Source organism: Streptomyces sp. NPDC097619, from assembly GCF_040302735.1.
GTDB lineage: Bacteria > Actinomycetota > Actinomycetes > Streptomycetales > Streptomycetaceae > Streptomyces.
Window position 1 is genome coordinate 66,861 of the sequence record NZ_JBEOSD010000003.1, and the last position, 18,848, is coordinate 85,708.

At 72.9% G+C, this 18,848-nt stretch carries 18 protein-coding genes; 10 read left to right on the top strand and 8 right to left on the bottom strand.

Annotated features, from left to right (window positions below):
- Nucleotides 1-29 precede the first annotated feature (29 nt).
- The 3 genes from ABTZ17_RS01545 to ABTZ17_RS01555 all read left to right on the top strand — a co-directional run bounded on the left by ABTZ17_RS01545 (nucleotide 30) and on the right by ABTZ17_RS01555 (nucleotide 3,694).
- Complete coding sequence (locus ABTZ17_RS01545; protein WP_352193483.1) at nucleotides 30-1,142, top strand: LacI family DNA-binding transcriptional regulator; 1,113 nt, start codon at nucleotides 30-32, stop codon at nucleotides 1,140-1,142.
- Nucleotides 1,143-1,323: 181 nt separating this feature from the next.
- Entirely contained in the window at nucleotides 1,324-2,709 is a 1,386-nt protein-coding gene (locus ABTZ17_RS01550) for a metallophosphoesterase (RefSeq protein ID WP_352193534.1), read from the top strand.
- A 148-nt stretch (nucleotides 2,710-2,857) separates the two neighbouring features.
- Nucleotides 2,858-3,694 (top strand): hypothetical protein, encoded by an 837-nt coding sequence (locus ABTZ17_RS01555; protein ID WP_352193484.1) that lies wholly within the window; start codon nucleotides 2,858-2,860, stop codon nucleotides 3,692-3,694.
- Between the two features lie 190 nt (nucleotides 3,695-3,884).
- Here ABTZ17_RS01555 and thiC read toward each other — a convergent pair whose 3' ends face one another.
- Nucleotides 3,885-5,672 (bottom strand): phosphomethylpyrimidine synthase ThiC, encoded by a 1,788-nt coding sequence (thiC, locus tag ABTZ17_RS01560; protein WP_352193485.1) that lies wholly within the window; start codon nucleotides 5,670-5,672, stop codon nucleotides 3,885-3,887.
- 212 nt (nucleotides 5,673-5,884) lie between these two features.
- On the opposite strand from thiC, the gene ABTZ17_RS01565 reads away from it, so the two are divergent.
- A complete protein-coding gene (locus ABTZ17_RS01565) occupies nucleotides 5,885-7,516 on the top strand; it encodes a YibE/F family protein (protein WP_352193486.1) in 1,632 nt (543 codons plus the stop codon).
- A gap of 40 nt (nucleotides 7,517-7,556) precedes the next feature.
- Here ABTZ17_RS01565 and ABTZ17_RS01570 read toward each other — a convergent pair whose 3' ends face one another.
- The 4 genes from ABTZ17_RS01570 to ABTZ17_RS01585 form a co-directional block, all read right to left on the bottom strand.
- The gene (locus ABTZ17_RS01570; RefSeq protein WP_352193487.1) at nucleotides 7,557-8,006 is read right to left on the bottom strand and encodes an SsgA family sporulation/cell division regulator; all 450 of its coding nucleotides are present in this window, start codon (nucleotides 8,004-8,006) and stop codon (nucleotides 7,557-7,559) included.
- A gap of 98 nt (nucleotides 8,007-8,104) precedes the next feature.
- Entirely contained in the window at nucleotides 8,105-8,851 is a 747-nt protein-coding gene (locus ABTZ17_RS01575) for an IclR family transcriptional regulator (RefSeq protein WP_352193488.1), read from the bottom strand.
- Nucleotides 8,852-9,228: 377 nt separating this feature from the next.
- Entirely contained in the window at nucleotides 9,229-9,456 is a 228-nt protein-coding gene (locus ABTZ17_RS01580) for a DUF5326 family protein (RefSeq protein ID WP_352193489.1), read from the bottom strand.
- A 138-nt stretch (nucleotides 9,457-9,594) separates the two neighbouring features.
- Nucleotides 9,595-9,915: a cupin domain-containing protein gene (locus ABTZ17_RS01585; protein ID WP_352193490.1), complete on the bottom strand. Its 321-nt coding sequence runs from the start codon at nucleotides 9,913-9,915 to the stop codon at nucleotides 9,595-9,597.
- Nucleotides 9,916-10,018: 103 nt separating this feature from the next.
- On the opposite strand from ABTZ17_RS01585, the gene ABTZ17_RS01590 reads away from it, so the two are divergent.
- The 3 genes from ABTZ17_RS01590 (at nucleotide 10,019) to ABTZ17_RS01600 (ending at nucleotide 12,119) form a co-directional block, all read left to right on the top strand.
- Complete coding sequence (locus ABTZ17_RS01590; RefSeq protein WP_352193491.1) at nucleotides 10,019-10,399, top strand: phage holin family protein; 381 nt, start codon at nucleotides 10,019-10,021, stop codon at nucleotides 10,397-10,399.
- A 39-nt stretch (nucleotides 10,400-10,438) separates the two neighbouring features.
- The gene (locus tag ABTZ17_RS01595) at nucleotides 10,439-11,578 is read left to right on the top strand and encodes a cystathionine gamma-lyase (RefSeq protein ID WP_352193492.1); all 1,140 of its coding nucleotides are present in this window, start codon (nucleotides 10,439-10,441) and stop codon (nucleotides 11,576-11,578) included.
- A 61-nt stretch (nucleotides 11,579-11,639) separates the two neighbouring features.
- Nucleotides 11,640-12,119 carry an NUDIX domain-containing protein gene (locus ABTZ17_RS01600; protein WP_352193493.1) on the top strand — a complete coding sequence of 160 codons (480 nt, stop codon included), beginning with the start codon at nucleotides 11,640-11,642 and terminating at the stop codon, nucleotides 12,117-12,119.
- Nucleotides 12,120-12,162: 43 nt separating this feature from the next.
- Here ABTZ17_RS01600 and ABTZ17_RS01605 read toward each other — a convergent pair whose 3' ends face one another.
- Together ABTZ17_RS01605 and ABTZ17_RS01610 are read right to left on the bottom strand one after the other, a co-directional pair.
- Nucleotides 12,163-13,500, bottom strand: a complete 1,338-nt coding sequence (locus ABTZ17_RS01605; protein WP_502994573.1) for a globin domain-containing protein — start codon at nucleotides 13,498-13,500, stop codon at nucleotides 12,163-12,165.
- A gap of 157 nt (nucleotides 13,501-13,657) precedes the next feature.
- Nucleotides 13,658-14,317, bottom strand: a complete 660-nt coding sequence (locus ABTZ17_RS01610; RefSeq protein ID WP_352193495.1) for an HAD family hydrolase — start codon at nucleotides 14,315-14,317, stop codon at nucleotides 13,658-13,660.
- A 192-nt stretch (nucleotides 14,318-14,509) separates the two neighbouring features.
- Here ABTZ17_RS01610 and ABTZ17_RS01615 point away from each other — a divergent pair, with 192 nt between their 5' ends.
- Both ABTZ17_RS01615 and ABTZ17_RS01620 read left to right on the top strand, forming a co-directional pair.
- On the top strand, nucleotides 14,510-15,403 hold the full coding sequence (locus ABTZ17_RS01615; protein WP_352193496.1) for a GNAT family N-acetyltransferase: 894 nt from the start codon (nucleotides 14,510-14,512) through the stop codon (nucleotides 15,401-15,403).
- Between the two features lie 93 nt (nucleotides 15,404-15,496).
- Nucleotides 15,497-16,669, top strand: a complete 1,173-nt coding sequence (locus tag ABTZ17_RS01620) for a winged helix DNA-binding domain-containing protein (protein WP_352193497.1) — start codon at nucleotides 15,497-15,499, stop codon at nucleotides 16,667-16,669.
- Between the two features lie 71 nt (nucleotides 16,670-16,740).
- On the opposite strand, the gene ABTZ17_RS01625 is transcribed toward ABTZ17_RS01620, so the two are convergent.
- Nucleotides 16,741-18,135 (bottom strand): serine hydrolase domain-containing protein, encoded by a 1,395-nt coding sequence (locus tag ABTZ17_RS01625; protein ID WP_352193498.1) that lies wholly within the window; start codon nucleotides 18,133-18,135, stop codon nucleotides 16,741-16,743.
- A 225-nt stretch (nucleotides 18,136-18,360) separates the two neighbouring features.
- Here ABTZ17_RS01625 and ABTZ17_RS01630 point away from each other — a divergent pair, with 225 nt between their 5' ends.
- Nucleotides 18,361-18,729 carry a VOC family protein gene (locus tag ABTZ17_RS01630; RefSeq protein WP_352193499.1) on the top strand — a complete coding sequence of 123 codons (369 nt, stop codon included), beginning with the start codon at nucleotides 18,361-18,363 and terminating at the stop codon, nucleotides 18,727-18,729.
- Nucleotides 18,730-18,848: the final 119 nt, after the last annotated feature.

Here is an 18,848-nt window from a genome sequence, read left to right on the forward strand (position 1 = left end):
CGGCCCCCGAGCCCTACTATCGGCTCGCCATGACAGCAGCAGGGAAGCATCAGGTGAGCCGGACGGAGACCCCCCGGCGGACCGGCCGGCAAGGACGGGCCGGTATCAGAGACGTGGCCGCGGCGGCCGGCGTCTCCATCACGACCGTCTCGGACGCGCTCAATGGCAAGGGGAGGCTGCCGGACGCCACCCGCCGCCACGTCCGCGAGGTGGCCGACCGGCTGGGCTACCGCCCCTCCGCCGCCGCCCGCACCCTCCGTACCGGCAAGTCCGGCCTCATCGGCCTGACCGTGACCACGTACGGGGATGAACCTTTCACCTTCACCGAATTCGCCTACTTCGCCGAGATGGCCAGAGCCGCCACCTCCGCCGCGCTCGCCCGCGGCTACGCCCTGGTCATCCTGCCCGCCACCTCCCGCCACGACGTCTGGTCCAACGTCGCCCTCGACGGCACCGTCGTGATCGACCCCTCCGACCACGATCCCGTGGTCACCGAGCTGGTCCGCCAGGGCCTCCCCGTGGTCTCCGACGGCCGCCCGGCGGGTTCCCTGCCGGTCACGGCCTGGGTGGACAACGACCACGAGGCGGCCGTCCTCGACCTCCTCGACCACCTGGCCGCCGCGGGCGCCCGCCGGATCGGCCTGCTCACCGGGACCACCACCGACACCTACACCCGGCTCTCCACCACCGCCTACCTCAACTGGTGCAAGCGCGTGGGCCAGGACCCGGTCTACGAGTCCTACCCCGCCCACGACCCGTGCGCGGGGGCCGTGGCCGCCGATCGGCTGCTGGCCCGCCCGGACCGCCCGGACGCGGTGTACGGCCTGTTCGACCCGAACGGCACCGACCTGCTCGCCGCCGCCCGCCGCTACGGGCTGCGCGTACCGGACGACCTCCTGCTCGTCTGCTGCAGCGAGTCGACGGTCTACGCCAACACCGAGCCCCCCATCACCACCCTCTCCCTGAAGCCGCGCCGCATCGGCACGGCCGTGGTCCAACTGCTCATCGACGCCATCGAGGGCGTGGACACCGGGCGCCCGGTCGAGCAGGTGATACCGACGGAACTCATCGTGCGGACCTCCTCGCAGCGCCGACAGCCCCGCACCACGGTGAGCCCGCCCCGCTCACCATCCCAGGACTGAGGCGAACAAACCGGGAGAAAGCACCGAGAACAGGCCGAGTCGGCTCGGGCCCGTCCAGGATTCACCACCCCTGGTGCGTCACAGAGCGCGAGCCGCATTCCTATGATGGGCGCACGACATCACGGACCCTCCGGTCAGGAGGGTCCGTGATGTGCGGCAGCGCGAGGTGGTGGAGGGGTCGATGACGCAGGGGGCCGGTCAGGGACCCGCGGTACGAACGGAAACGCTGCGGGACTTCCGCGTGCCCGCGGTCGAGCCCGCGCCGTACGGAGCCCCCAGCCCCGTGGCGTACGAGGACCACGCCGTCCTGCCGCACCAACACCCCGGCCCCGAGGCGGCACCGGCCCCGGTGACCGCCCACGAGCAGCCGCACGAACCGCCCCACGGTCACCCGCAGGGCCGTCCGCACCCGGCGCCCCACGAGGCCCCGTACCCCGGCGGCTACGAGCACCCCCACGCGAACCCGTACGGCGGCCCGCCCGACCCCCGGCAGGAACCCGCCGGGAGCGCGCCGGCCCCCGCGCCGGGCTTCGGAGCCGCGTACGAGGACCCCCGCCCGCACTCCCACGAGGCCGCCCACGGCGAGCCGCGTCCCGGCGGTGCCGGCGATTCCGGCGCGCCCGGCGAGTACGACGATTCGGACGAGCCCGAGGGCTACACCCCGACCCGCCGCGACCTGCCCGTCATAGGAGCGCGCGCCGGTGACACCGTCCAGGTCCAGCACGTCCCGGCCGACCGGCCCGGCGGCGGGCCCCTGTACGTGGTCGGCGACGTCCACGGCTACCTCGACGAACTCCTCACCGAGCTCCGCGCCCAGAACCTGATCGACGCGGACGGCCACTGGTCGGCCGGCAACGCCCGGCTCTGGTTCCTCGGCGACTTCACCGACCGGGGCCCCGACGGCATCGGCGTCATCGACCTCGTCATGCGGCTGTCCGCCGAGGCCGCGGCCTCCGGCGGCTACTGCAAGGCCCTCATGGGCAACCACGAGCTGCTGCTCATCGGCGCCAAGCGGTTCGGGGACACCCCCGTCTCCTCCGGCGCCGGCACCGCCACCTTCCAGGCCGCCTGGCTCCTCAACGGCGGCCAGCGCACCGACATGGAGCGCCTGGAGGACGTGCACCTCCAGTGGATGTCCCGGCTGGACGCGGCCGCCCTGGAGGACGGCCACCTGCTGCTGCACTCCGACACCACGGCCTACCTGGACTACGGCGACTCCATCGAGGACGTCAACGACCGGGTCCACGAACTGCTCAACCGGAACGACGCCAACGAGACCTGGGACCTGTTCCGGAAGTTCACCAAGCGCTTCGCCTTCCGCGACGAGGAGAGCGGCCCGGGCGCCGTCCGCGAACTGCTCTCCACCTACGGGGGCCATCGGATCGTGCACGGCCACAGCCCCATCCCGTACCTCCTCGGAGAGGTCGGCGGCGAGGACGACGAGGGCGGCGGCGGTCCGGTGGTCGAGGGCCCGCACGTCTACGCCGACGGCCTCGCCATCGCGATGGACGGCGGGGTCACCATGGCGGGCAAGCTGCTGGTCGTGCAACTTCCCCTGAGCGACTGAGCCTTCACGTTCCGGGGTATTTGAAGAATGCCCCTGTCACCGCGTGGCGTGGGCGCTCTACCATCGCTCTGTCCATAGCAGGCTCGCCTCCGTTTCCACCGTTTGTCCGGATCTACGCGGGCAAACCGGCCCGACGGAGTATCGGGGGATGCCCATGACAAGCGCTCCGCACCTGCTGAACGAGGACAAACCGGAGTTCGGACGCCTCCTCGACGAGGCATTGCGTACCGCGCACGAGCGACCGGAACTGTCCGCGGTCGGCGAAAGGCTCAATACCGAGCAATTGCGCACGATGGCCCTGAACGCCGGCGCGCTGCTGACGGCCGCCGCCTCGGCCGAGTACGAGCACTACGTGAAAGTACGGGCGGAATCCCGCGACGGGACCGCCGCCGTGCCCTTCCTGGAGACCGACGGGGAGGCGCACGGCGCGGGTGCCGGGGCCACCGCCGTGGTGGCGGTGCTCGCACCGGTGCTGGCGGGCACGGCCATGCTGATCTTCCTGTTGGTCGGCTACCTGCTCAAGCTCCTGGACCCGCCCCCGGCCTTCGCCGACACCATGCTGACGGCGGGCTGGTTCTTCGGGGCGCTGACCGCCGCCGCCATCCTCTGCGCCGCGATCGGGCTGCTCCTGACGGCCGTCCGCAACAGCGCCACCGAAGTGCCCGCGGACCGCGAGGAAACCGTGTCCGAGGAGATCCAGCGGGCCCGCGAGGCCTGGCGACACGCCCTCCTGGAGCGGGGCATCATGCCCTTCCTCCAGGACGCCCTCGCCGATCCCAGCGCCGACCCGAGCTCCACGGTCCCCCGGCGCCCGCCGGGACGACTGCCCCGGCCGGGCTACGAGAGCCCCGGTTTCACCAGCCCCGGCTCGCACTCCGGCAGTCAACGGCCGGGGTTCACCAGCCCGGCCTTCACGAGCCCCGACTTCGGCGGGCCCGCGGAGCGTTCCTCCGAGGAGGAGGGCCCGGCGACCGACCGGGACTGAGCGCGGCGCGTGTGGCGCAGCGCGTCTGGCGTGTGGCGCAGCGCGTCTGGCGTGTGGCGTGTGGCGTGTGGCGTGTGGCGTGTGGCGTGTGGCGTGTGGCGAAACGCGACGGACCGGTCGACGGCTCCCCCCAGAGGTCGTCGACCGGTCCCGTGCCGTGTCCGGCGGCCCCTCGGGCCGCCGGTGCGCGTCAGTCCGCCAGCGGCAGGTAGACGCGGCTGCCCTGCGCGGCGAACTCGGCCGACTTCTCGGCCATGCCCGCCGCGATCTCCTCGGCCTTCAGGTCCCCGCCGTGTTCGCGGCGGATGTCCTGGGAGATCTTCATCGAGCAGAACTTCGGACCGCACATGGAGCAGAAGTGCGCGGTCTTGGCGGGTTCGGCCGGCAGGGTCTCGTCGTGGAACTCGCGGGCCGTGTCCGGGTCGAGGGCCAGGTTGAACTGGTCCTCCCAGCGGAACTCGAAGCGGGCGTCGGAGAGGGCGTCGTCCCACTCCTGCGCGCCCGGGTGGCCCTTGGCCAGGTCCGCGGCGTGGGCGGCGATCTTGTAGGTGATCACGCCCGTCTTCACGTCGTCGCGGTTGGGCAGGCCCAGGTGCTCCTTGGGCGTGACGTAGCAGAGCATCGCCGTGCCCCACCAGGCGATCATGGCCGCGCCGATGCCCGAGGTGATGTGGTCGTAGGCGGGGGCCACGTCGGTGGTGAGCGGGCCGAGCGTGTAGAACGGCGCCTCCTCGCAGATCTCCTGCTGGAGGTCGATGTTCTCCTTGATCTTGTGCATCGGGACGTGGCCCGGGCCCTCGATCATGGTCTGCACGTTGTGCCGCTTGGCGATGGTGTTGAGCTCGCCGAGGGTCCGCAGCTCCGCGAACTGCGCCTCGTCGTTGGCGTCCGCGATGGAGCCCGGCCGCAGGCCGTCGCCCAGCGAGTACGTGACGTCGTACGCGGCGAGGATCTCGCAGAGCTCCTCGAAGTTCGTGTAGAGGAAGTTCTCCTTGTGGTGCGCGAGGCACCAGGCGGCCATGATCGAGCCGCCGCGGGAGACGATGCCGGTCTTGCGGCGCGCGGTCAGCGGGACGTACGGCAGCAGCACGCCGGCGTGGACGGTCATGTAGTCCACGCCCTGCTCGGCCTGCTCGATGACCGTGTCCTTGTAGATCTCCCAGGTCAGGTCCTCGGCGCGGCCGTCGACCTTCTCCAGGGCCTGGTACAGCGGCACGGTGCCGATCGGGACCGGGGAGTTGCGCAGCACCCACTCGCGGGTGGTGTGGATGTTGCGGCCGGTGGAGAGGTCCATGACCGTGTCGGCGCCCCAGCGGGTGGCCCAGGTCATCTTCTCCACCTCCTCCTCGATGGAGGAGGTGACGGCGGAGTTGCCGATGTTGGCGTTGACCTTCACCAGGAACCGCTTGCCGATGATCATCGGCTCGATCTCGGGGTGGTTCACGTTGGCGGGGAGCACCGCGCGGCCCGCGGCGATCTCCTCGCGGACCACCTCGGGGGAGACGTTCTCGCGGATGGCCACGTACTCCATCTCCGGGGTGGTCTCCCCCCGGCGGGCGTACGCGAGCTGGGTGACGGCCTGGCCCTGGCGGCCGCGACGGGGCTGCCGGGGGCGGCCGGGGAAGACCGCGTCGAGGTTCTTCAGACCCCCGCGCGGCGAGGTGTGCTTGATGCCGTCGTCCTCGGGACGGACCGGGCGGCCCGCGTACTCCTCGGTGTCCCCGCGCGCGATGATCCAGTTCTCGCGGAGCGGGGCCAGGCCCCGGCGGACGTCGGTGTCGATCTGCGGATCGGTGTAGGGGCCGGAGGTGTCGTACAGCGTCACATCGCGGCCGTTGGTGAGGTGGACCTGACGGACCGGCACCCGCAGGTCGGGGCGGGAGCCCGCGACGTAGCCCTTGTGCCAGCCCGGAGTGCGGGTCCCGGTGCCTTCGCCGTCCGTGCCGACGGCAGGCGTGCGTGCATCCTGAATGGTCATGTAGACCTATCTCCCTACGCCGGCATTACCCGGTAACAGGTTCGGCGGTCGACGCAGCCTCTTCCCGTACGCGTCTCGCGACGGTCGTACGGTGATCAGCGCCCTCTCAGCCCGGTGCTCCGAGCTCCCGCGTGTGCAAAGGTGCCCCCACGCTAGCGTCATCCAGGGCGCGCTGAACAGTGGCCCCCCTCATCTCTTGCGATGATCGGCCCGTGACCACCTCGCCGCATCCCCCCGAAGAGCCCCACCGCCCCCTCGGCGGCCCCGGGCACCAAGGACCCGACGACCGGCACGCGTACGACGGGTCGGGCGCACCCCTCGGGCACGGTGACCCCGGGGGAGACGGGCACGGGTACGGGCACGCGTACGAGCACGGGCACGACGGGCGAGGGCACGGGCACGACGACGGGCACGGGCACGAGGACGGGCACCGTCACGGTTCCGGCGGTCCCGAAGCCCCGCACGGGCAGGGCGGGAACAGGGGCGGACACGGGCACGGCGGGGGTGGGCACGGGGGGCACGGGCACTCCCACGGGCACTCCCACGGGCACGGTCCGGCGGCGCCCGGCTCCCGCCATCTGCGCAAGGTCATCGCGGCGGTGCTGATCCCCTTCGCCACCGCGGTCCTGGTCGGTCTGGTGGCCCTGTGGCCCGGGGGCGCCCCCGGCCACGAGCGCACCGGAGTGGGCTTCGACCGGCAGACCCAGCAGGGCAAGGTGGTCCGCCTGGAGTGGGTGGACTGCAAGGACGTCAACGCGGCCCAGGTACCGCCCACCGAGAACCCCACCACCCCGGAGGGCCGGGAGGCGCAGCGGGCCGGGCAGGGGCAGTGCGGAAAGGCGACCGTGGAGGTCGCGACCGGCCCGGACCGGGGCCGCACCTTCACGGAGATCGTGCAGCCGGGCGCGCCACGGCAGTTGAAGGACGGTCAGGAGGTGGTGGTGGCCTACGCCCCGGACGCCCCGAGGGACCTCCAGTACTCCGTCATCGACGTCAACCGCAAGCTCCCGCTGGCGCTGCTCGCGGGCATCTTCGCGCTGGCCGTGGTGCTGGTCGGGCGGCTGCGCGGGGTGTTCGCGCTGGTGGCCCTGGCGGTCAGCTTCGCGGTGCTGACCCTGTTCATCCTCCCGGCGATCCTGCAGGGCTCGAATCCGCTGCTGGTGGCGGTCGTCGGCGCGAGCGCCATCATGCTGATCGCCCTCTACATGTGCCACGGCCTGACGGCGCGGACCTCCGTGGCGGTCCTGGGCACGCTCGTCTCCCTGCTGCTGATCGGACTGCTCGGCTCCGTGTTCATCGGCTGGGCCTTCCTCAGCGGGAACACCGACGACAACACCGGGCTGATCCACGGGCTCTACCCGAACATCGACATGAGCGGTCTGCTGCTGGCCGGCGTCATCATCGGATCCCTGGGCGTGCTCGACGACGTGACGGTCACCCAGACCTCCGCCGTGTGGGAACTCCACCAGGCCGACCCGTCGATGGGGCCGCGCGCGCTGTACAAGGCGGGCATCCGGATCGGCCGGGACCACATCGCCTCGGTGGTGAACACCCTGGTGCTGGCCTACGCCGGTGCCGCGCTGCCGCTGCTCCTGCTGTTCTCGATCGCGCAGAGCAGCGTGGGCTCGGTGGCCAACAGCGAGCTGGTCGCGGAGGAGATCGTGCGGACCCTCATCGGCTCGATCGGCCTGGTGGCCTCGGTGCCGGTGACCACGGCCCTGGCGGCGCTGGTGGTCTCCGCCGACCGACCGGCCGAGGCGGGCGGCGCCGGTACCCCGGCGGGGGCCGCCGCGGGCGCCGGGCGGGCGGGCCGCGGCGGTCGGGGCCGGCGCCGCAAGCGGTGACCGGGTCCGGTCGAACGGACGGCGAGCCGGTCCGCCGGAGTCAGCCCGCGTTCCGCTCGTTCTGCCGGGGGGCCGAGAGGATCCGGCCGAGGGCGTCCTCGAGGTTCTGCTCGAAGTCCCCGAGGTCACGCTCCTGGCCGAGGGGGACGAGCCGGTCGGTCCGGTCGAGGAAGGCGACCAGCGGCGCGGCCCCGGCCCGGAACAGGGCGCGGTCGGCGCCGACCTGGAGCCGGATGTGCACGTCGGAGAGCTCGTCGGGGGCGGTGGGCGCGATGTGCACGTCACCGTCACCGCAGGGCTTGTTGATCCCGTCGAGCAGCAGCTCCCGGCCGAACACCCAGGTCACGGGGGCGTCTCCGGGGAGGTGGAAGGTCAGACGGACCGCGTACGGGTCGAGGACCTCGTACCGGAGCTCGACCGGGATGCGGAAGGAGAGCTCCTCGGAGACGAGGAAGCTCATCATGACCTCTGCCTGTACGGACTCGCTCATTGCCTACCCCGCTGTCAGTAGAAGTGGCCAAGAATGATCCCCCATGGCGCTCTTGACAATCGTGGTGGAAGCGGCAGCAGATCACAAGGAGTGAGTTTTCAGATACTGATAGAGATCGAGAGGGTGCTCAACAGCGCGCCTACTTCACTCCGTAGCCGTTCTACTACAGAGAGCAACCGATCCTCTTGGCCCACGGGAAGGGAAATGGCCACCGCGGCGGGATCCTCACCGGCCACGAGGGGAAGGGCCGCGCACACCGTACCGAGTGCGTACTCCTGGCGTTCGATGACCGGTCCGTGCCGTGCGTCGCGCGCGATCCGCTCCTCCAGGGCGCGCAGGTCCCGCACCGTGTAGGGGGTGAGGGCACCGACGGGGTGCCGGTCGTAGTGGTCCCGCCGGGAGGACTCGTCGAGTTGGCCCAGCAGGCACCGGCCCACCGCGTGGGAGTGGGCGGTGGCGCGGAAGTCCGCCCACTCCCGGACGGCGGGGGTGTCGGGGCTGTCGGAGACCCCGAGCACCTCGATCTCCCCGGCCCGGTACACCGCGAAGTAGACCGGGGCGCCCACCGCTTCGCGCAACGCGTCGAGGGAGTCCCGGACCATGCTGCGACGTTTCTGCTGCCGTCCGCCGTCCGCCAGTCGCCCGGCCGCCTCGCCGAGCAGGAACACTCCGCTCTCACGGCGCAGATAGCCCTCGTGGGTGAGGGTGCGGAGCAGGTGGTACGCCGTCGGGAGCGGGAGCCCGGCCTCGCGGGCCAGTTGTTTGGCCGGTGCGCCGTCCCGGTGCGCCCCGGCGGCCTCCAGCAGTCGCAGCGCCCGCTGCACCGAACCGATCAGGGTCGGCATGGCGGCATTGTGGACCGATGACAACGGGGCACCCCCAGCCGTGGCGATGGGCCAGCGGGACGGCCCGCCCGTGGGGCCCGCCCCGCCCCGGAGGCCGCCCTCCGGAGCCTTGGGCACCCGGAGCCGGCGTCACCACGGGTCGGCGCGGTGCGTGCGGGAGGTACACCTCAGGTGGACCACAGAGGGTGCCACCTTATCGGGGGGACACGCCCCGCCAGGGGGTCGGAAAGCCGAGGATCCCCCGGGCGGCTCAATCCGCCGACCGGAGGACCGGGGGTGCGCCGGGCCCGTCCCGCGTGGGTGACGGAGCCCCGGCGGCGGGGTCCCCGCGCCGCATCACCAGGGCCGGGGCCGGAGGCCGGCGGGGGCCGCGACCCCTACCAGCCGGACCCCGAGCTCTTCGAGTCCGCGCCCCCGAACTTCTTCACGAGGAACACCAGACCGCCGACGAGGGCCGCGAACAGCAGCACGTTGAAGGCGAACGAGATGAGCGAGCTCAGGATCGAGGTGATCACACCGCCGAACACGAAGAGCGCGATCAGCGGAATGGCGACCCACTTCACCCACCACGGCATGCCCGCCAGCGTTTCCCGAATGCCTTCCATGGCCCTACCTCTTTCTCGTCCCGGTCCTGATTCCTGTCTTTCAGGTGGCCGTCTGCCTCCGATGCTAGGAGGCGCGGAAGCGGAACGGGGGCCCTCGATCCCTTGGAACGCCCTGATCCGACCCCTAGGGGAAACGGCTCAGGAACCCTCAGGCGGGGAGAAGACGACGAGCACCTTCAGGTCCTCGCTGATGTGGTGGAACCGGTGCGGCACCCCGGCCGGGACGTAGACCACGCTGCCGCGGGCCACCGTGGTGGTCTCCTCCCCGACGGTGATGGCCGCCCGGCCGCTGACCACGAAGTACACCTCGTCCTGCCGGTGGGGCTGCTGCGGGTCGGTGCCGCCGGCGTCCAGCGCGTACAGCCCGACGGACATGTGCCGCTCGCGCAGGAACTGGAGGTACGCGCCCTCATTGGCGGCCCGTTCCGCTTCCAGTTCTTCCAGCCGGAAAACCTTCATCTCTGCCGTGCCCCTCGCGTTCTGTGCCGATGCTCTGCCGGTGGTTCCGGTTCCGCTGTTCCGCCGATGCCGCCGGCGGGAGTTCTCTGCAACGATCAGACACATGACGAATTTCCTAGTCAAGACGCTCGCCAATGCCGCGGCCCTGGCCGTGGCGATCTGGCTGATCGGTGACATCACCCTCGACGAGCACGGCGGCACCGGGCAGCGGGCCCTCACCCTCATTCTCGTGGCCCTCGTCTTCGGTCTCGTGAACGTCCTGGTGAAGCCGGTGGTGAAACTCCTCTCGCTGCCGCTCTTCGTGCTCACCCTCGGTCTGTTCACCCTGGTCGTGAACGCGCTGATGCTGCTGCTGACCTCGTGGATCTCGGGGAAGCTCGATCTCAACTTCCACGTGGACGGATTCTGGACCGCCGTGCTCGGCGGCCTGATCATCTCCATCGTGTCCTGGGCCGTGAACCTGGCCCTGCCCGACCGCAACTGACGTCCCGCACCGCGCGGTGCGCACCGGAGAGGACCACACGTGAACGACCAGCCCTGGGGCGACGGCACCCGGGCGGTACGGGCCGGACTGCCCGAACCCGTCAAGAACGAACCCACCCTGCCCGGACCGGTGTTCGCGGCCCACTTCCACCTCCCCGGCGAGGTCGAGGGCCCGTACACCTACGGCCGCGACACCAATCCCACCTGGACCCTGCTGGAAGCCGCCATCGGCGAGCTCGAAGCCCCCGGTGACGAGGCGGCCGGGACGGTGGTCTTCGCCTCCGGCATGGCCGCGGTCACCGCGGTGCTCCTCTCCCAGGCCCGCGCGGGGGACACCGTGGTCCTCCCCGACGACGGCTACCAGGCCCTCCCCCTCGTCCGTGCCCAGCTGGAGGCGTACGGGGTCCGGGTGCGGACCGCGCCCACCGGCTCCGACGCGCAGCTCGCCGAGCTCGACGGGGCCCGGCTGCTCTGGCTGGAGACCCCGTCCAACCCCGGCCTCGACGTCTGTGACGTCCGGCGGCTCGCCGAAGCGGCGCGGGCGGGCGGCACCCTGGTCGCGGTGGACAACACCCTGGCCGGTCCGCTGGGCCAGCGCCCCCTCGAACTGGGCGCGGACTTCTCCGTGGCCAGCGGCACCAAGGGACTGACCGGCCACGGGGACCTGTTGCTCGGCTACGTGGTCTGCCGCACCCCCGAGCTGACCGAGCGGGTCCGGCTCTGGCGGAAGGTGGTCGGGGCCGTCCCCGGTCCGATGGAGGCCTGGCTGGCCCACCGCTCCCTCGCCACCCTGCAGCTGCGCTCGCAACGCCAGTGCGCCAACGCCCTGGCCCTCGCCGAGGCCCTGTCGGCCCGGCCCGAGGTCACCGGCCTGCGCCACCCCGGTCTGCCCTCCGACCCCTCCCACGCCACTGCGGCCCGGCAGATGCGCTCCTTCGGGCAGGTGGTCTCCTTCACGTTGCCCGACCGCGCGTACGCCGAACGCTTCCTGGAGGCCCTGCGCCTGGTCGAGGACGCCACCAGCTTCGGTGGGGTCCGCTCCACCGCCGAGCGGCGCGGCCGCTGGGGCGGGGACGCCGTCCCGGAGGGGTTCATCCGCTTCTCGGCGGGCGCCGAGGACACCGAGGACCTGGTGGCCGACGTGCTGCGGGCCCTGGACCTGGTCGCGGTGGGCCGGTGACCGGAAGACCACCCCGCCCGGGGGGCGTTTCAGAAGGGGAGTACCGGGCCACTCTTCTCCCATGACCGAACGTCCTGTGGTCAAGCGCACCGCCCGTGCCATCCTGCTCGACGGCGGCGACCTCATCCTGATCAAGCGGACCAAGCCCGGGGTGGATCCGTACTGGGTCACCCCCGGCGGCGGCGTGGAACCTTCCGACGCCACCGTCGTCGACGCCCTGCACCGCGAGGTCCACGAGGAACTCGGCGCGAAGATCACCGATGTCGTGCCCTGTTTCGTGGACACCGTGGAGCACATCGCGGAGGGGGGTGTCACCGGGGTCAAGGTGCAGCACTTCTTCGTGTGCCGCCTGGAGTCCATGAACCTCGCCCTGCGGCACGGGCCCGAGGTGGACGAGCCCACCGGCGAGTACGAGATCGTCCGGGTGCCGTTCAGTCGGGTGGGCATCGCCGCCGTGCACCTGGTGCCGCTCTCCCTGCGGCACTACCTCGACGGCAACATCGAGGGTGTCCGCGCGATGCACGCCTCCGACCTGGGCTGAAGCGCGGTGGGGTCCGACCGGCGCCGGTCGGGCCCCCTCCCGCTCAGCCGGCGCCCGCGCCCACCAGCTCCTCCACGGCGTCGTGCCGGATCCGCTCGCGGGGAATGCCGATCCGCTCCAGCGCGTCCACCCCGCTGCGGATCATCCCGGGCGGCCCCGACAGGAAGGCGTCGTAGCTGCTCCACGGCCCGTGCTCGCCGATCGCCTGGGGCAGTTGGCCGGTGAGCCCGTTCGAGACCACCGGGCGCACCGACAGCCACGGGTGCGCCTTCTGGAGCCCGAGCAGGGTGTCGATGTCGTACAGGTCCGGATCGCTGCGCGCCCCGTAGAAGACCTCGACGGGACGGCGTTCCCCGTGTTCGGCCACGTCCTCGATCAGCGCTTTGATGGGGGCGATGCCCGTCCCGCCGCCCAGGCAGAGCATGCCGTTCTCGGTGGTGTGGTCCACCACCATCGAGCCGGCCGGGGGGCCCAGGCGCAGCACGTCGCCCGGTCGGGCGTGCCGGACCAGGGCGTTCGAGACCCAGCCCGCGGGAACGGCCTTGACGTGGAAGGAGAGCAGCCCGTCCGCGCGGGGGGCGGAGGCGAAGGAGTAGTGCCGCCAGACCCGAGGCCACCAGGGGGTCTCCAGGCTGGTGTACTGCCCGGCGACGAAGGGGTACGGCTGGTCCGGGCGGACGGTGACCACGGCGACGTCCCGGGTCCGCAGGTCGTGGGAGACCACCTCGGCCTGCCACCAGGGCGGGCTGTGCCGCTCCTGTTCGGCCGCCGCGTCGATCATGATCTGGGAGATCGCGGTGTAGGCCCGCACCCAGGCGGCCTCCGCCTCGGGGCCCCAGGTGTCGCGGGCGTACCGGGAGAGGGCTCCGATCAGGGCCTCGCCCACCGCCGGGTAGTGCTCGGGGCGCGTGCCGTACTTGCGATGGCCCCCGCCCAGCCGGCGCAGGTACGGGGCGAGCACCTCGGGCCGGTCGATGTGTTCGGCGGCGGTGAGGAGCGCCTTCAGCAACCGGTCCCGCTGCACGTCCATGGCGGCGGGGAACATCCCGCGCAGATCCGGGTGTCCGGTGAAGACGAGCGCGTAGAAGTACGAGGTCACCTGGTCCGCTATGGGGGCGATCTCGGCGAGGGTGCGGCGCACCAGCAGGGCGTCGGGGGAGGGCTCCGCGGTGTCCGGAACGCTCCGGAGGACCTCCTCCGCGGCCGGTGCCACCGTGAGGGCCACCCGGGGGTCGGGCCGTTCGGGGGCGGGCTGCGGGACGGGCTCCGCCGGAGCGGCCGGCACCGGGACCCAGCCGCCGGGAACGGGCCTGCCGGCCGCCGGTCCCACCGGGCGTATCGGGGTCAGGCGTCTGGCCGGTTTGGCGGGCGGAGCGTCCATGCGGTGCCTCGCTTCGAACATCTCGGTGGTCGGCGCCCGGCACGGATACGGATCCGCGCTTCCGGGTTTTCGCAGCATGGCACCCGGTGCACAGGAGTCGTGGCAAAAGCGAGGAATTCGGGGCTCCGGGCCCTGTTCCCCGTTAGGATCCGGCACCTCACCGGTTTCCGGAGGCAAACTCCCGACGGGCCGCCAGGCCGAGGGCGTGGGCATCGCGCAGGTCACGGCCCTCGTAGACCCGGGTGGCGGTGGCCGCCAGGGAGGGCCGGGCGTTGACCGCCACGGAGACCGGCACGGCCTCGAAGAGCAGGGCGTCGGTACTCGAATCCCCGTACGCCACGCAGTCGGCCCGGGTGAGCCCGAAGCGGGTGCACAGCCGGTCGGCCACCTCGACCTTGCCCGCCGGGGTGAGGATGCCCGAGACGTCCAAGGGCCCGGTGGCGAAGGGCACGGCCGGGAACACCGAGCCGTGGGCGGCGTCGGCCCCCCAGTCCAGCAACAGCTCGACGAAGAAGGACGGGGACAGCGAGATCACGGCGCAGTGCTCCCCGGCCTGCCGGATCTCCTGCCAGACCTCGCGGATCCCCGCCAACCAGGGGGAGCCGTCGAAGGCGGCGCGGACGTGCTCCGGGGTGAGCTCGCGCCAGAGCACGTGCAGCCGCCGGGCGAACTCGGGCGGTCCGATCCGGCGGGCGGAGAACTGTCTTTCCAGCTCGGCGATCTCGGAGTCCAGGCCCAGCTGCCGGGAGATCTCGACCGGCGAGGCCGAGCCGTACATCAGGGTCCCGTCCAGATCGAACAGGTGGAGAGAGGTCATGGCATTCGAGGCTAGTGCCATGTTTCACGTGAAACGGAGCCGCCGACGGAACCGGCCGCGAGGAGACCGCTGTTTCACGTGAAACCGACCGGGTGTTCCCCGGACCACCGGAACGGAAAGCTTCGGTGGACAGCCGGAGTGGATGCCGAAACCGGCTGGACGCCGGCTCCCCGCTTCATCCAGGCTGGCCCCGTGCCCTCATCTCACCTCGCCTCCCTGACCATCCGGCCGCTGACCATCGAGGATGTCCCTCGGTGCGCCGACCTCTCCGAGGACCGGGGGTGGCCGCGGGAGGACCACAAGTGGGGCCTGCTGCTGAGCGCGGGCACCGGATACGGCATCGACGCCCCCGACGGCCAGGGCCTCGCGGCCTGCTGCGTCGTCACCTCCTACGGGCACAGTCCGCGCTCCCCGGAGCTGACGGCCATCGGGATGGTGTTGGTCGCGGAACGCTACGCCCGCCAGGGGCTGGGCCGACGGCTGATGACCGAGGTCTGCGAGGAACTGGCCCCGGCCCCCGTCACCCTCCACGCCACGCCCAACGGGCTCCCCCTGTACGAGGAACTGGGGTTCGAGACCGTCGGCCGGGCCGAGATGGTGCGCGGCCGCTTCCGGCCGCTGCCCGGAGATCCCGCACCGTTCTCCGACACCGGACCCCGGATCCGCCCGGCGGTGGCCGGCGACCTGCCCGCCCTGCTGCGCCTGGACCACGAGGTCTTCGGGACCGACCGCACCCACCTGATCACCCGGCTCCCTTCCTTCGCCGACCGGCTTCTGGTGGCCGAGGACGCCGCCGGGGCCCTGACCGGCTTCGCCGCCGCCTGGCCCAACATGGACACCCACGTGGTGGGCCCGCTGATCGCCGCGGACACCTCGGTGGCCCGGGCCCTGGTGGCCGCGCTCGCCGCCGGCACCGACCGGCCGCTCCGCACCGACGTCGACGTCCGCCACGAGGAGCTGCTGGCCTGGCTCCGGGCCCGCGGGTTGGAGACCATCGCCTTCAACGCCGTGATGACCCACCGGACCCCCGGCCTCCCCGGGGACTGGACCCGCCGCTTCGCCCCGCTCACCGTCGCCGCGGGCTGAGCGGCCGGTCGGTGCCGGCGGGCTGAGCCGGCGGGCGGAGGCGAGTGCCGCTCGGAGCGCTCCGCTGTCGGCGCCCCGCCCTACGATCCCGGCATGAGCAGCCTTCCCCGGATCAGTACGGCCGACCGGCGCGACCGGCTCGGCACCCGTCATCGGTTGGCCCCCTCGGCCCGGGCCGGGAGCGCGGCGGAAGCCGCCGATTCCGTGCTGGCCCTGCACGCCACGGACGCGGCCACGGTCTTCCTGTCGGTACGGGCCCGGACCGGCGGGCTGCCCGTCCCCGCCATCGAGGAGGAGTTCTACGAGCGGGTGGCGGTGGTGCGGCTGCTGAGCATGCGCAACACCCTCTTCGCGGTCTCCGTGGACCGGGCCCCGCTGGTGGACTCCTCCACCGCTCGGGCCATCGCCGCGAAGGAACGCCGCACCCTCCTCAAGCACCTGGCGGAAGACGGTCAGGGACTGGACGCGGACTGGCTGGCCGGGGCCGAGGGGTCCGTCCTGGACGCACTGGCCTCACTCGGCCCGACCAGCGGCAACCGCCTGTCCGCAGCGGTGCCCGTGCTCCGGCAGAAGATCACCGTCAGCCCCGGCGGGAAGTGGGAGACCGTCCAGGGCGTGGCCACCCGCGTGCTGCGGGTCCTCGCGGCCGAAGGCCGGATCCGCCGGGACAGGCCCCACGGCACCTGGACCTCCAGCCAGTTCCGTTGGACCCCCCACGCACCCTGGCCGGAGCTCCCCGCGGCCACGGCGCGCACGGAACTGGCCCGGCTCTGGCTCGACGCGTACGGACCCGCCACCGAGGCCGACCTGAAGTGGTGGACCGGCTGGACCCTCACCCAGGCCCGCGCGGCCCTCGCCGGGATCGGTGCCGAGCCGGTGCTGCTCGACGACGGCGGCACGGCCCTGGTGTCCCCCGGCGACACCGGCCCCGTGGCCGCCCCGGAGCCCTGGGCCGCCTTCCTGCCGGGTCTGGACCCGAGCGCCATGGGCTGGGCCGACCGCTCCTTCCACCTGGACCCCGCCCACCGTCCGCCCCTCTTCGACCGGGCGGGCAACATCGGGCCGACCGTCTGGTGGAACGGCGAGATCATCGGCGGATGGGCCCAGCGCCCGGACGGCGAGATCGTGTGGCGCCTCCTCGCCGACCGCGGCGAAGAGGCCGCGACGGCCGTCGCCGAGGAGGCCGCACGGCTCCGGGGCTGGATGGACGGGGCCCGGGTCACCCCCCGGTTCCGCACCCCGCTGGAGCGGGAGCTCACCGGCTGACCCCGGGCCCCGGCCCCGTATTTCGGGGTTCGGGACGCGGGGGGCGGGGCCCGGAACGCGGGAGGCGGGCGCTACCCCCGGGTCCCGTCCAGGCCCCGCCAACCCTCCGGGTCCGTGCCGCCGGGGATCGGGGCCGCCGGGTCGTAGGGCTCCCGGGTGTAGACGAACGAGCCCAGGTCCAGGTGGCCGACCGAGCCGTCCGGTCGGCGCACCGCCCGGAGCACCTCTCCCGCGTAGTAGCCGGAGACGCCCGTCCATGTGCCGTCCGGTCCGGGGAGGAACCGGGCGGAACGGCCGGTGCCGCCCACCGGTCCCAGCTCCAGCTCCCCGCCGGGCAGCAGGCGGAGCAGCTGCGGAGCGGTCCCCCAGTACCAGGGGCCGGTGAGCGCCACCAGTTCCGGATCGGCCTCGGCCATGGGCAGCGGGCGCCAGGGCTCGGGGATCCGGGGCTCGGCCTCCGCCACGATGCGCAGCAGGTCGGCGGCCGTCCCCGCGGCCGGCAGGCCCGAGGTGCAGTTGGCGAGGACCACGGCGGCCAGGTCCTCGGCCTCGTCCAGCCAGAGCCCCGCGAGGAAGCCGGGCAGGGAGCCGGTGTGTCCGGCCAGCCGACGGCCGCCGTCGTTCAGCAGCTGGACGCCCAGCCCGTATCCGGCCTCGGCGGAGCCGGGCTCCGGCGGGGAGGCGGCCGTCCGCATCTCGCGGACGGTGGCGGCGCTCAGCACCCGCTCGTCGCCGCGGGCCAGGAACACGGCGAACCGGGCGAGGTCAGCGGTGGTCGACCACAGCACCCCGGCGGGGGCCATCACGCCCAGGTCCTCCAGGGGTTCGGGCATCATCACGTCCGCCCAGGGGTGCACGGCCCAGCCGCCCGCGTGCGGGGCCCGCGGTTCGACGGTGGTGCGGTGCAGGCCGAGCGGCTCCAGCACCTCGGCCCGCAGGGCCTCGGCCCAGGGGCGCCCGCGAAGGGCCTCCACCAGCGAACCGAGCAGGGTGTAGCCGGGGTTGGAGTAGTGGTGGCGCCGGCCGGGTTCGTGCCGGAAGGGCCGCTCCCCCAGGACCTCGGGGAGGCCGGACAAGAGGGCGCCGGGGCTGCGCTCCCACCAGGGGCCTGGGGTCTCGGCGGCCAGTCCGCCGCTGTGGCAGAGCAGTTGGAGGACCGTCACGTCACCCGCGCCGGTGCCGGGGAGGTGCTTCTCCAAGGGGTCGGAGAGGTCGAGGAGACCTTCGTCCCGCAGGCGGAGCACGAGCACGGCCGTGAAGGTCTTGGTGAGGGATCCGATGCGGTACTGCACGTCGCCGTCCGGGGCGTGACCGTCCACGCAGGAGCGGGCGCCCTCCCAGACGGTGCGGTCGCCCCGCACCACGGCGGCCACGACGGAGGGCGCGCGGCCCTCGCGCTGGGCGACGGCGATCCGGTGCAGCAGGGCCCGTCGGGTCGTCGGCAGGAGTTCTTGGTCCGAGGTCATCCCCGAAGCTTCGCACCGGGGCGGGGCGGGCGCCGAGCCGCCGTTCCCGCCGGTTCCCCCACCGGCCCGGCCGTCGCGCTACCGTCGCCCCCCGCCGTCGCACCTCCGTCGGAGCCCGCCCCCACCCCGCGCGGAATCGTGTGGGCCGTCTGGGGGAGGATCGTCGTACCACGCCCATGACGGGGCGCTCCGCGGGCCGGGGTGCCGGAACGGACCGGAGGTGCCATGTCCTCGCGGATGAAGCTCAGCGCCGTCACCCTCGACTGCCCCGACCCCCTGGCCCTGTGCGCCTTCTACCAGGCGGCCACGGGCCTGGCCCCCCACCCGGACTCGGACGCCGGGTTCGCCGGGCTCCGGGGCGAGGGCGGCCTGCTCATCGGCTTCCAGCGGGTCGCCGGGCACCGGCCCCCGACCTGGCCCGAGCCCGAGGTCCCGCAGCAGCTGCACCTGTGCTTCGACGTCCCGGACCTGGACGCCGCCGAGGCCCGGCTGCTGGAGCTCGGCGCGGCCCGGCCCGCGCACCAGCCGGAGCCGGGGAAGTGGCGGGTCCTCACCGATCCGGCGGGCCACCCCTTCTGCATCGTCACCGCCTGAGCGGCGGCGCTCCGGCCCGGCTCCGGCCCGGCGGGGGCGCGGACCGTACCGACCGATCCCCTCCTCACCCATCGGCCAGAACCTTGACTTCGACTTCTTCGCGGGCCGCCGGCCCGACC

Coding starts and splice junctions, on each gene's coding strand:
- ABTZ17_RS01545 (WP_352193483.1), top strand. CDS start 30: ATGACAGCAGCAGGGAAGCATCAGGTGAGCCGGACGGAGACCCCCCGG.
- ABTZ17_RS01550 (WP_352193534.1), top strand. CDS start 1,324: ATGACGCAGGGGGCCGGTCAGGGACCCGCGGTACGAACGGAAACGCTG.
- ABTZ17_RS01555 (WP_352193484.1), top strand. CDS start 2,858: ATGCCCATGACAAGCGCTCCGCACCTGCTGAACGAGGACAAACCGGAG.
- thiC (WP_352193485.1), bottom strand. CDS start 5,672: ATGACCATTCAGGATGCACGCACGCCTGCCGTCGGCACGGACGGCGAA.
- ABTZ17_RS01570 (WP_352193487.1), bottom strand. CDS start 8,006: ATGAGCGAGTCCGTACAGGCAGAGGTCATGATGAGCTTCCTCGTCTCC.
- ABTZ17_RS01575 (WP_352193488.1), bottom strand. CDS start 8,851: ATGCCGACCCTGATCGGTTCGGTGCAGCGGGCGCTGCGACTGCTGGAG.
- ABTZ17_RS01580 (WP_352193489.1), bottom strand. CDS start 9,456: ATGGAAGGCATTCGGGAAACGCTGGCGGGCATGCCGTGGTGGGTGAAG.
- ABTZ17_RS01585 (WP_352193490.1), bottom strand. CDS start 9,915: ATGAAGGTTTTCCGGCTGGAAGAACTGGAAGCGGAACGGGCCGCCAAT.
- ABTZ17_RS01590 (WP_352193491.1), top strand. CDS start 10,019: ATGACGAATTTCCTAGTCAAGACGCTCGCCAATGCCGCGGCCCTGGCC.
- ABTZ17_RS01600 (WP_352193493.1), top strand. CDS start 11,640: ATGACCGAACGTCCTGTGGTCAAGCGCACCGCCCGTGCCATCCTGCTC.
- ABTZ17_RS01605 (WP_502994573.1), bottom strand. CDS start 13,500: ATGGACGCTCCGCCCGCCAAACCGGCCAGACGCCTGACCCCGATACGC.
- ABTZ17_RS01610 (WP_352193495.1), bottom strand. CDS start 14,317: ATGACCTCTCTCCACCTGTTCGATCTGGACGGGACCCTGATGTACGGC.
- ABTZ17_RS01620 (WP_352193497.1), top strand. CDS start 15,497: ATGAGCAGCCTTCCCCGGATCAGTACGGCCGACCGGCGCGACCGGCTC.
- ABTZ17_RS01625 (WP_352193498.1), bottom strand. CDS start 18,135: ATGACCTCGGACCAAGAACTCCTGCCGACGACCCGACGGGCCCTGCTG.
- ABTZ17_RS01630 (WP_352193499.1), top strand. CDS start 18,361: ATGTCCTCGCGGATGAAGCTCAGCGCCGTCACCCTCGACTGCCCCGAC.